At 53.1% G+C, this 11,517-nt stretch carries 11 protein-coding genes; 7 read left to right on the forward strand and 4 right to left on the reverse strand.

Annotated features, from left to right (window positions below):
• Positions 1 to 12: 12 nt before the first annotated feature.
• The 3 genes from ACAW75_RS03865 to ACAW75_RS03875 all read right to left on the reverse strand — a co-directional run bounded on the left by ACAW75_RS03865 (position 13) and on the right by ACAW75_RS03875 (position 4,731).
• On the reverse strand, positions 13 to 522 hold the full coding sequence (locus ACAW75_RS03865) for a DUF2271 domain-containing protein (RefSeq protein WP_370727359.1): 510 nt from the start codon (positions 520 to 522) through the stop codon (positions 13 to 15).
• Positions 523 to 526: 4 nt separating this feature from the next.
• Positions 527 to 2,074, reverse strand: coding sequence for an ankyrin repeat domain-containing protein (locus ACAW75_RS03870; protein ID WP_370727360.1), 1,548 nt, complete (start codon positions 2,072 to 2,074; stop codon positions 527 to 529).
• A 230-nt stretch (positions 2,075 to 2,304) separates the two neighbouring features.
• Positions 2,305 to 4,731: a TonB-dependent siderophore receptor gene (locus ACAW75_RS03875; protein ID WP_370727361.1), complete on the reverse strand. Its 2,427-nt coding sequence runs from the start codon at positions 4,729 to 4,731 to the stop codon at positions 2,305 to 2,307.
• A gap of 96 nt (positions 4,732 to 4,827) precedes the next feature.
• On the opposite strand from ACAW75_RS03875, the gene ACAW75_RS03880 reads away from it, so the two are divergent.
• On the forward strand, positions 4,828 to 5,844 hold the full coding sequence (locus ACAW75_RS03880) for a helix-turn-helix transcriptional regulator (RefSeq protein WP_370727362.1): 1,017 nt from the start codon (positions 4,828 to 4,830) through the stop codon (positions 5,842 to 5,844).
• 81 nt (positions 5,845 to 5,925) lie between these two features.
• Here the strand turns inward: ACAW75_RS03880 and ACAW75_RS03885 are convergent, their stop codons facing one another.
• Positions 5,926 to 6,714, reverse strand: a complete 789-nt coding sequence (locus ACAW75_RS03885) for an NIPSNAP family protein (RefSeq protein WP_370727363.1) — start codon at positions 6,712 to 6,714, stop codon at positions 5,926 to 5,928.
• A 245-nt stretch (positions 6,715 to 6,959) separates the two neighbouring features.
• Between ACAW75_RS03885 and ACAW75_RS03890 the strand changes: the two genes are divergently transcribed.
• The 6 genes from ACAW75_RS03890 (at position 6,960) to ACAW75_RS03915 (ending at position 11,476) form a co-directional block, all read left to right on the forward strand.
• The gene (locus tag ACAW75_RS03890) at positions 6,960 to 7,436 is read left to right on the forward strand and encodes a molybdopterin-dependent oxidoreductase (RefSeq protein ID WP_370727364.1); all 477 of its coding nucleotides are present in this window, start codon (positions 6,960 to 6,962) and stop codon (positions 7,434 to 7,436) included.
• Positions 7,437 to 7,449: 13 nt separating this feature from the next.
• Entirely contained in the window at positions 7,450 to 8,196 is a 747-nt protein-coding gene (modA, locus tag ACAW75_RS03895; protein WP_370727365.1) for a molybdate ABC transporter substrate-binding protein, read from the forward strand.
• Between the two features lie 11 nt (positions 8,197 to 8,207).
• A complete protein-coding gene (modB, locus tag ACAW75_RS03900) occupies positions 8,208 to 8,873 on the forward strand; it encodes a molybdate ABC transporter permease subunit (protein ID WP_370727366.1) in 666 nt (221 codons plus the stop codon).
• On the forward strand, positions 8,870 to 9,688 hold the full coding sequence (locus ACAW75_RS03905) for an ABC transporter ATP-binding protein (RefSeq protein ID WP_370727367.1): 819 nt from the start codon (positions 8,870 to 8,872) through the stop codon (positions 9,686 to 9,688). Before modB ends, ACAW75_RS03905 begins: the two co-directional genes overlap by 4 nt.
• A gap of 112 nt (positions 9,689 to 9,800) precedes the next feature.
• Positions 9,801 to 10,868, forward strand: coding sequence for a histidinol-phosphate transaminase (gene hisC, locus ACAW75_RS03910; protein ID WP_370727368.1), 1,068 nt, complete (start codon positions 9,801 to 9,803; stop codon positions 10,866 to 10,868).
• 98 nt (positions 10,869 to 10,966) lie between these two features.
• Positions 10,967 to 11,476 carry a hypothetical protein gene (locus ACAW75_RS03915; RefSeq protein ID WP_370727369.1) on the forward strand — a complete coding sequence of 170 codons (510 nt, stop codon included), beginning with the start codon at positions 10,967 to 10,969 and terminating at the stop codon, positions 11,474 to 11,476.
• The last annotated feature ends 41 nt before the right edge of the window (positions 11,477 to 11,517 follow it).

Raw genomic sequence — 11,517 nt, forward strand, 5'->3', positions numbered from 1 at the left:
GCCGCTGGCAATTCAGTTGCTGGTGTTAGGGCTGAAGCGCACGTAACGGATATAGCCTGTGCCTTCATTTTTAGCGGAAAGAGCCGTTGTCGTTAACGGAATTTCCAGGTCTTTCACGTAATACGGCTTGTCTTCTACCGCGCTCTCGAACCGAAGTTTGTAATCCTTATCCATTTTTGCGCTTTCGATCTCCAGCACGGTAACGCTGCGATCGCCCCCCGCCACCGATGCGCCGGTGATGGCACTGATGTCAGTTCGTTTTTTGGCATAAGCCTTATGCCACTCCTTCACATCCGGGTACCATTTTTTGTTGGAACCGAGCACATACAGCGTTTTGTCGTAAGCCCCCTTTCCATTGATCAGCGACACCACGATATAGGCACCCTCGCCCATATAATTGGTCATCTGGATCATACACTTATACTTGGTGGTACCCGACTGCTGGGCTACGGAAGCTGATGGACTGGCAACCGTTAGGGCCAGGGCCAGCACCAGCAAGCCAATTTTATGCGAACAAGACATATACTTATTTCAGGAAGTTAACTGATACTTTGTTTTTAGCCAGCGTTTCGTTTTCACTAGCCAGATCGAAAGCGGTTTCTTTAAAGTTGGTGGCGATGTCTTTTTTCGCGCCGATCGACAGCAGGTATTTCAGCATGGCGTCGTCTTTTGACACCATTGCTGCCTTGTGCAGCGCAGTCAATCCCTCTTTGTTGCGGGCGTTTATGTCAAGTTGAAGCGGCTCAAGCTTTTTCATCAGTCCCATATCATTTCTGGCAACGGCCAGGTGGTATAGCGTGTTTCCGTTCTGCTGAGGCACCTTCACGTCTAACCCTTTCTGTTGAAGTAAGGCCAGTTTAGCGTCGAAATCATCCACGCGTGAAAGAGCATTTCCTCCCTCAGGGCGGGGAGCCGTAGCCCCTTCAGGACGTGGTCCGCCTGGCACTCCCTGACCGGCAGGACGATACCCTTGCACCAGATACACGGCCAGGTTGTCACCCGCCTTGTCAGTCGCCTGAACATCAGCGCCTTTGTTGATCAGGTACGTGACAATTTCCGGCGAGTTACTCTGCACAGCCATAGCCAGCGCCGTTACTCCTTTCTGATTACCCTGATTAATATTTTTTACTTTGGGGCTCAGTAGCTCGAACGTACCCAGATCGCGATTACTGGCGGCAGCGTTCATAAACGGTGTATTCCCGTCTTCATCGGCCTGGTTGACGTCGGCACCCTTGCCCAGAAAGTAATCGATCAGTGCGTTTTGTCCTGGCCGACGGACGAGTGCATGAAGCGCGTTTTCACCATTTTTATTGACGGCCGCCGGTTTTACGCCCACACTTTCGAGGTACTGAAATACCTCCATCGGAGCCGGACCACGGCGCGAACCCTGCGCGGCCATAATCATGGCATTTGGATCTACGGATACACCACGCTGCTGAAGTGCTTTCAGTACGTCGATAGTACCGCTTCGGGCCGCGTAGCCAAAGGCGTTATTCCCAGCCGCGTCTGTGCTTTTCAGGTTCATCCCTTTCGAGACGAAATAGTCGGTCAGCTTTAGTTCTTTGTCGTTGGCAATGGCCAGCAGGAGCGCGTTGGCCCCGTCGTGGTTAACATTCTTTTTCAGGTCAGCTCCTCCCTTGATCAGCAGGTCATACAGCTGAGTATTGGGCATCCCGGTTGCTGCCGCAAAGTTTAACGGGGTAGCGCCGTGACTATCCTCTACAGTAGCTTTAGCGCCTTTACCAAGCAGGTACTCTACAATCTCCACGTTTCCCCGGTTAGCAGCCCAGTGCAGGTAGGTACGACTGTCGTGCGTCAGTTTGTTTACCTCATTGCCAGGCTGCGCCAGCAGGTATTTGATCGTTTCGTTGGGCGCCTGCGCGTTGATCGCCATAACGACGGGGTCAAAGCTGGACGGATTAAGCTGAGAAGGGCTGTTGCCTTTCTCGACTTCTGCTTTTACCTGAGCCATGTCTGGCTTGCCCTGCCAGAACGATTGCTCGAGCAGCACATTTTTTTGGGCCTGGGCAGACAGTGAAAGGCCTACCAGAATGGCTATGGCTAGTTTTTTCATGCGACTATACTGGGGTTGGACCATTATCGGTACGGGAGTGGGTGCTGACCTGGTTGAATCGGCCTGCAAGTTAATAGGAATTAGTCTAAATAAGCATGAAAGATAAACTTATAATTGCCTGATGCTTCGGTATGCCCATGTCGCTTCTGGACCGCTAGTTCAGCAAAACACCTCTCTTCATTCGTCTGGACGAGGAAGAGAGGTGTTTTAGCCACTCCATTGTAGGCGACCTAGAAACGGTACGACAGCGTTGTAACAAACTGCCGGGGCGGGATTGGCATGATGCTGTACCGGTCGTGAATGAGGTAATTCAATTCATTGGTGATGTTCGATACCTTGGCAAGGATCGACACTTTCCGGTACGTATAACCCGCCGACAGGTCGAACGTAGTGAAACCAGTCAGGGGAATCAGGCGGCTGAATTCGGGGGTCTGACCGTATGTGTTGTTGTTACCCCCGTAGCGGGCACCCGTGTAGAAGGCAGAGGCACCGAGTTTCAGGCCCCGAAGCTGAGGCAGATCGAAGGTGTAAAAGATGGTTGCGTTGGCCGTGTGTGCCGGGTTGTTCGTCAGGCGTTCGCCTTCGATCGGCGATCCCTTCACCAGCGATGTTTTGGTATACCGCATGTAATTGTAGCCATAGCCCGTAATGAAATAGAAGTTCTTCGACAGGTTACCCGTCAGGTCCACTTCCAATCCGTCGCTGGTGGTTTGGCCGGTAAATTCTTTCACGTTGGCATCGGCGTTGGCTGTACCGTCAAGTTTGAACGGGGCCATCTGCGCAAAATTGCTGTTCACAATGTGATAAACACCCACGTTCGCGGTGATCCGGCCGTTGAACAGCTCGTTTTTCACGCCCGCTTCAAACTGATCGACAATAGAAGGTTTCAGAATTTGTCCGTAAATATCGACGCCCGTGTTGATCGTGAAGTTATTGGCATAACTGCCGAAGAACGAGGTGGTTCGGGTTGGCTGATACATCAGGGCCACTTTAGGCGAGAAGGCGGCGTCAGTTTTCGTCTCGGCCGTTCCCCGTGTTTCAGCCTGGGTGATCAGATTCAGAATGGTTGTCTGTACCGTTCGCTGCTGCGACCACCGCACACCGGCCAGCACTTTAATTTTCTCAGTCAGACTAATCAAGTCCTGCACATAAAAGCCCAACCGGGTCGAGGGTGATGTGGTGCGGGTTGTTGCCGTCGCTTCCGGGATGTCGGTGCGGGCTTCGTAAAGGCTTGGGTTCAGGATGTTTAGTTTATCATATGCTGTTTTACCTGCCCCGTAATTGACCGTATAGGCCGTGCTCTTGGTAACAATCCCGACCAGATCGCTCCCTACCAATAGCTGATGGCTGATAACGCCCGTGTTAAACCGACCATTCAGGTTTATCTGACCCGTGCTGTTGGCTTCGCTGGTCATTGTGCGGCTGAGTGTACGCGTCCAGTCGCCGGTAGCCGAGATGGTGTTGTTGGGTACGCCCGCGCCGTAGGCTGTCACGTCTGTACCTTGCGCAGAAGCAATAGCGGTCAGTTTCCAGTTGGTATTGACCGCATGATCAATGGTCAATGAGCCTGACGTCTGGCCCACATTATTGTAAGCCCAGGGCGTATTGATGAACCGTGACCGGGGTACGTTTGGCAGAATGGCGTCCTGATTCGCATTCAACGCGCCAACCCCATTGTCGGGCGTCAGGTTTGATTTTAGGTAATCGCCCTGAAGCAACACGGTTGTTTTCTGGCCCAGCTTGTATAGCAACGACGGATTGACGTACACCCGGTTCGTTTTAACCACATCCCGGTAGCTGTTAGCCGTTTCATACGTACCCACCACCCGGAAGGCCAGGTTTTTTGCCAATGGGCCATACAAATCAACAATCGGTTTCAGTAAGCCAAAGCTGCCTGCCCGCATCGACACCTCGCCGCCGTACTCAAATTTCGGCTTCTTAGTGACCATGTTGATGATCAGGCCGCCCGACACGTTACCGTACAGCAGGGCCGAGCTTCCTTTCAGCACTTCAACAGATTCCAGCGTGCTGGCTTCGGGAAAGCCCATGGTGTTCGAGATCACGCCGTTTTTGAAGATGCTGCCACCTGCTCCGGCAACACCGATGCTGTAGCCCCGTGCCGAAAATGTTTCGGCTACCCCACCCCGTTGCTGGGTCAATGATACGCCGCTCACGTTTTTGAGCACATCGCCCAGCCGGGAGGCCTGCTGATTGGCGATAACCACATTACTCACAATGCCCGACATCTGCGGAAGATCAAGCGGGGCGATGCTGGCTTTTCCAAGCGTTACGGTTCTGTTAACGCCGGTCACTTCCACCTCACTTAATTGTGCCGTGCTCTCCGACAGCACAAAATCTACATGGGTAACCTGGCCTGGATTTACGGTAACGGTTTTCTCCTGGGGCTCCAGCCCCACAAAAGTGACCAGCATAGTGTACGTACCCTGGCTGATCCCTTTCAGTTGATAGACGCCACTTTCGGTTGTGGTCGTGCCCTTACGACTCTCCTTTAGGCTGACGTTGACGAAAGCGGCCGGATTACCATCGCTTGTTTTAACGATACCACTCAAGGACCCACTCGTTTGGGCTACACTCTGCAAATTAGCCAGACAGGCCAGGCTGAACGACAACAAGAAAATATGATATATCTGCTTCATTTTATTTAGATCAATTCTAACTTGTTGCAAATTTGTAGCGCGAATCAGTCACAGCACTATCGGAACTGGGAGCATTGTTATCGAAATCGGGCAGTTATGGAAATAATCCTAAAGGTTAGTGGTACAGATCTATTCATGCGGCGGGAAGAACTGGTGATACCGGATGGGCACCAAGACGTTTTTAGTGAGAATCAGGTTGTTATTCAGCCTGCGTTGGTAGGCTCATTCGTGAATGACCAACTGTCCACCGGTAATTTTTACATCGATTATTATACAGGTCAGCTCGCGCAGCCTATCCAGTTGATCAGGGAAGTTGAGGCAGACGTGATCCAGCTATTTTTCGCTTTACAAGGTGACAGTCAGTATTTTATCGACAAATCTGTCGCCCCGCAAGACGTCAATACAGGCCAGCATACGATCTGCTACACGCCTCGCTCAACGAGCCGGTTCGACTTTCCCGAGTCGGATCTTCCCCTGGATTATTGCGTCGTTGTGATCCCGCTGGAAGTTTATTTTCGCTTGCTGCCTTCTGGCCTTCCCCTGAACCGGCACTTTGTGGCCCATATGGTTCAGGGGAAGGCCACCTTTATGACGCCTCAGAAGTTCACAATGACGTCGGCTATGGAGTGGCTGATTCGGGACATACGCACCAGCCAGCGGACAGGGTCATTCAAGCGGTTATTGATCGAATCCAGGGTAACCGAATTGCTCCTGCTTCAGCTCGAGCAGCTACAGGGCTCTCCGGCAGTTGAACCGCCGGCTCAGAAAGCAGCTATTCGGAAGTTAAACGAAGCGCGTGACCTGCTGGATACGAGCTATGCTTCCCCGCCAACGATTGTTGAATTGGCCAAACTAGTCGGTCTGAATGAATTTAGCCTGAAGCGCGGCTTCAAAGCTCAATTCCGCACCACTATTTTAGGGTACATCACTCAACGCCGAATGGAGGAAGCCAAACGGTTTTTGCTGGAGGGGGAGAAAAGTATCGGTGAGATTTCGTACTGGGTAGGCTACAAAAACCCGGCACACTTTACGGTCGCCTTCAAGCATTACTTCGGTGTCTTGCCAAGTACAATCCGGACGCATGCAGACGACTCAACACGATCTATTCATTGACAGATCGGCTCTAGTCTACAGGCATAAAAAAGGCTCAGGTACGTTACCTGAGCCTTTTTTATGCCTGTAGACTAGAGCCGACTAAATATCCGAATAGTCGGTTGGGTGAAGCAGGTAAATATCGGCGCGGAGGAAGTTGTGCGCGTATTCGGGGAGGGCGTTCAGCGTTTTCCAGGCGGGATCAGCGCTGAAAGACTTCCAGTGAGCGTCGCGTTCGGTTTTGTTTTCGAAGGAAGTCATGTACATCATGCTGGGTAGTTTAGCCCCTGCTTTCACCTGGCCACAAAACACGGTATTGAAGCCCAACCGGCTGAAAATAGCCAGTTCGCCATTGTTGAACTGGCTGATTTTGTTTTCGTGTAGCTTCTCGGTGGCTGCTTCGTAGAGCCGCAGTTCATAAACACGCTGTGCGGCAGCGCCTGTCAGTTTGGGCTGCACCAGTTTAGGCATCCCGGCAAAGGCTTCCATCAACACCGATTCAAACTTCTTGAAAACCGGCTTGTTGAATTCGGCATTCATGTAGTCTTGCCCAGCGGTAGCATACGCTTTGTCTTTTGCCAGTTTATCGGCTAGCCCCACAAACTGATCGACCGACTTAAATGGAATGAGTACGTACACCAGCGAATCAGCTTCCGCACCGGGTTTGAATACCCCCACTTTCTCGATCCCTGCGCGGTGCAGGGCGGGTAGATAAGCCTGTTTCAGGTACGTTTCCAATCGTTCTTTCTGGCTATTGTCGGCCAGGTGGTAGACTTTCAACTGGTAATACTCCCGTTTTGGCGCAAAGGCAAGCGCTACATCTGTCAGAAGGAAAAAAGCCACGAAGAGGGCCGGAATAAATGTTTTGCCGAGTTTAGTTGATCGTTGCATGTCGAGAGTATGATAAAGTAAACAGACCGGAAAAGCGCAACCTGGCCATTCTTTTACCCTGATTACGTTAAAATTCATCCGGCCTTTCCACTCATTTTGACTGTCGTTCAATAGCCCGCTGGCTGGAACAGCAGGCGGGCGCGCCAACCTGCTAGGCAACTCGTCAGCCGATCGTTATATTTGACCGAAAATAACGACCAACGCTTTTGTCCGCTTTTAGAGTCGACAACCTATCGGTTTTCCATATGAATAAATGGCTTCTATTTCTAGCGTGTTCCTGCCTGTTACGTACTGGCTACGGGCAAACCCTGACTATTGCCGGCGCCGTCAGCCAATCCTTGACATTGAAGTCCGATGCGTTGACAGCCATGCCCCATACAACAGTGACAGGCAAAGACCATGATGGTCAATCGCACCGGTATTCGGGTGTGCCGGTGGCCGACTTGTTGAAACAGGCCGGTGTCACGCTTGGCAACGAACTACGCGGTAAAAACCTCGTCAAGTACGCTGTTGTCAGGGCCAGTGACGGGTACGAAGCTGTTTTCGCGCTGCCTGAACTGGACCCCGATTTTGCCACCCGGACCATCATTCTGGCCGATGCAGTCGACGGCGAGCCACTGACCGCTGCCACCGGACCATACCGGATTGTGGTACCCGACGAAAAAAAGCAGGCGCGCTGGGTACGTCAGGTCCAGGCCATTGAGATATGTGTTGCCCGATAACTTCGCTCGGCTGATGAAAAAAGTAGTCCTGCTCGGGCTGTTGTTCTGGGCATCTGGCCTCCAGGCGCAGTCATTACGGGTTGCGGTGGCTGCCAATGCACAATTCGTTATGGAAGCCCTGAGCAATGCCTTTCAGAAAGAGTCGGGCATCCGTATCGAGGCCATTGTTAATTCGTCGGGAAAGCTCACCGCCCAGATTCAGCAGGGTGCCCCCTACGATGTATTCCTGTCGGCCGATATGGATTATCCGCGCACCTTACACCAGCAGCAGTTAACAACCGGAGCGCCTGTTGTGTATGCTTATGGTTCGCTGGTACTCTGGACGTTGAGTGACCTGCCACTCAACGCAGGTTTGAACGTATTGATGAATCCGGCGGTGCACCACATTGCCATTGCTAATCCAGAAACAGCCCCTTATGGTGAAGCGGCCATCTCGCTGTTGACCGCCCGAAAGCTGCTCACCGCCAGTCAATCGCGCCTTGTGTATGGAGAGAGTATTGCGCAGGTAAACCAATACATTTTGTCGGGGGCGGCTGAAGTAGGGATTACGGCCAAATCCGTTGTGCTCGATCCTGCCCTCAAACAGCGGGGGCATTGGATTGACCTACCCCCGCCTGGCTATGCTCCCATTGCGCAGGGTGTTGTGGTATTGAAACGAGCCAATCAGCCGGCCGCCGCCGCCCGATTGGTTCGTTTTCTACAAACAGCAACCGCCCGGCGTATCTTCCAGCAGTTTGGTTACCGATCACCCGCTTCCTGATTCGATTCTATATGCCCATTGACTGGGAACCCATCTGGCTTACGCTCCGGCTGGCCAGCGTTACCACCCTGCTGCTGCTGCTGGTAGGCGTACCACTGGCGGGCTGGCTCGCACTACATAAATTCCGACTCAAACCGCTGGTCGAGGCCGTTATTAGTTTACCGCTCGTGTTGCCGCCTTCGGTTGTTGGCTTTTACCTGCTCCTGGCTTTTAGCCCAACCAGCGCATTCGGGGCCTGGTTACTGCGAACGCTCGACCTGCAACTTGTTTTTTCGTTTGAAGGGCTGGTGATTGCCTCCCTGCTTTATAGCCTTCCGTTTATGGTCCACCCCATTCAGGCGGGGTTAGAAAATCTGCCCGTTTCGTGGCGGGAGGCGTCCTATACGCTGGGGCAGTCACCCGCGCGCACCTTGTGGCGGGTGCTGTTACCGAACTGTAAACCAGCCGTTCTGACCGGCATTATCCTTACGTTTGCCCATACCATCGGTGAATTCGGGCTGGTCTTGATGATAGGCGGCAATCTGCCCGGCGAGACACGGGTTGCCTCGATAGCTATTTATAATGAAGTGGAATTATTGCATTTTAACACAGCCCATGCCTACGCCGCTCTCTTGCTTGGGCTCTCGCTGGCTATTCTGTTGTTTGTCTACAGTGTCAATAAGCGCGTAACCGTATGATCGAGCTAGCGGTTGCATTTCCCCGTCTGTTTACGGAAGGGACTGGTCATCTCGAACTCAATATTTCACTGGCGCAGGGAAGCCTAACGGCGGTTATTGGGCCCTCGGGCTCCGGAAAAACTACCCTTCTTCGGTTACTCGCGGGGCTGGAAACACCGCAGGAAGGCCACATTTTGGTCGGCGGACAGGTATGGTATGATCAGCCATCAGGCAAAAACCTGCCGCCCCAACAGCGATCGATCGGTTATGTTTTTCAGGACACGGCCCTGTTTCCGAATATGACCGTTCTGGAGAATATTACGTATGCTGCCAGCGGTTTACCACGTACCCAGGTCGAGGAACTGATCGAAGCCACGGGGTTAACCACCTTTGCACATAGTAAACCAACCCGGTTATCGGGCGGGCAGCGCCAGCGGGTGGCGCTGGCACGCGCACTGGTCCGCCGGCCGCAAGTGCTGTTGCTCGACGAGCCTTTCTCGGCGCTGGATGCCGAGGCGACCGCTCAGCTCCGCCAGCTGCTGCTATCCCTGCATCGGGCATGGGGCACAACTACCCTGCTGGTTAGCCACCATGCGGCCGATGTAAACGCGCTGGCCGACCGTATTCTGCAGCTCAGGCAGGGTAAGATTGTGGAGGATAAGCCATCCACACGCCCCGATACGTCAACCAGTCTGACCGGGAAAATCAGGCGCATCTGGTTCGATGAGGCAAATGGACAGTGGGTAGTCGACACCGAGGGCCTGCAACTTCGTTCCGACAATCCAGCCTGGGGCAACCTGAAAGTAGGTACGTTCATCGACCTCTCGTGGCACTGACCCCCACGTTTTCATCGTTTCCCACCTTTTCATCCGCCAACAAACCGGTGCTTCGGCTAAACATTAGGAGCAGCGCGTTACCTTTGTGAAGCGACCTGTTTGCCTTTAGTCTATGTTTGATTTAGCTGCCGTTCTTCGGCCACATATTGCTTCCCTGACGCCTTATTCATCGGCCCGTGACGAGTACACGGGAACCGAAGGCATCTTCCTTGACGCCAACGAGAACGCACTCGGGTCGGCAACTCATTCCGGGCACTACAATCGGTATCCTGACCCGCATCAATCGGCCATAAAAGCCAAATTAGCCCCCCTGAAGGGGGTACAGCCTAATCAGCTTTTCCTGGGCAACGGCTCCGACGAGCCCATCGATTTGCTGGTTCGGGCTACCTGCCGGCCGGGGGTCGACAATGTGTTGCTGCTACCACCCACTTACGGCATGTACGAAGTGTCGGCGCGGCTCAACGATGTGCTCGTGAAGAAAGTCCCGTTGACGGTTGACTACCAGTTGAACGTACCTGCCGTGCTGGACGCTATCGACGCGCAGACGAAAATTGTCTGGATCTGTTCACCCAACAATCCATCGGGCAACCTGATCGATCCCGGAGCAATTAAGCAGGTAATCGAAGCAGCCAAGACGGCGCTGGTCGTGGTCGATGAGGCCTACATCGACTTTGCCGGCCCAGAGTACGCCTCCTGGACAACGTACCTGGCTACGTATCCTAACCTGGTGGTCCTACAGACATTCTCGAAAGCGTGGGGGCTGGCAGCCCTGCGGCTTGGCATGTGTTTCGCCTCGGCCGAGCTGATTCGCATCATGAACGTCATCAAACCGCCGTATAACATTTCGGCCCCTGCTCAGGCCCTGGCCCTGGAAGCGCTCGACCATGTGGCCGACAAAGAGGCGATGGTAGCCCAGACGCTGCAGGAACGTGACTATCTGGCCAGGCAGTTGGGTACGTTGCCAACTGTGCAGCATGTGTTTCCGTCAGACGCCAACTTCCTGCTCGTCCGGTTCGATGAGGCGCATTCCGTATTCGAGCAACTCATCGAGAGTAAAGTCATCGTGCGAGACCGGTCGAGCGTAACGCGTTGTGAAGACTGTTTGCGAATTACGGTTGGTACCGCCGCTGAAAATGCCCGCCTGATCGATGTCCTGCACTCCATTTCCGTTACGACCTAATTATAAACCGCTATAGGTCAACCTGCCTGTAGCGTTCTCTTCCCGTGCTCTACCATCTACCGTACACATCTATGCGCCGCTTCTTTTTACTACTTGCCATGCTTACAGCCCTCGTGGCTGCTCCAAAGCAGGCCGTTGCACAATATAACAACTGGGCATTTGGCTTTCGGATTGGTGAGCCATCGGGTCTTAATATCCGAAAGTATTTTGGTGAAAATCATGCATTCGACCTCAATATAGGTACGTATGGCGGGTTGTATGGCCAAAACCGGTTGTATCGGAGTGGCTCCTATAAAACGGTGGGGCTGAGCGTTCAGGGGCATTACCTCTGGCACGATCGGGTGCTCGGCAATGACAATATTCGCGGTTATTATGGCTTCGGTGGTCAGATCAATAGCCGTCGTTATTATCCCGAATTCCGCGCAAATAGTCCTGATCCTTACGAAAGCGCTATTGCGCTGGGCGGTTCGGCGGTGGCGGGCCTCGAATATTTCGTCCCCAACAAGCAGTACTCCATCTTCGCCGAACTGGGGCTCTACGCCGAAGTGCTCCCCTCTCCCCTCTTCTTAAGCGTCAGCTCAGGCCTGGGCATACGCTTTAATCTCTGAAAAAGTGTCAGGTTTCAGGTGTCAGGTGCGCTGTTCAGTTA

The sequence above is a fragment of the Fibrella arboris genome (assembly GCF_041321095.1).
Taxonomy (GTDB): domain Bacteria; phylum Bacteroidota; class Bacteroidia; order Cytophagales; family Spirosomataceae; genus Fibrella; species Fibrella arboris.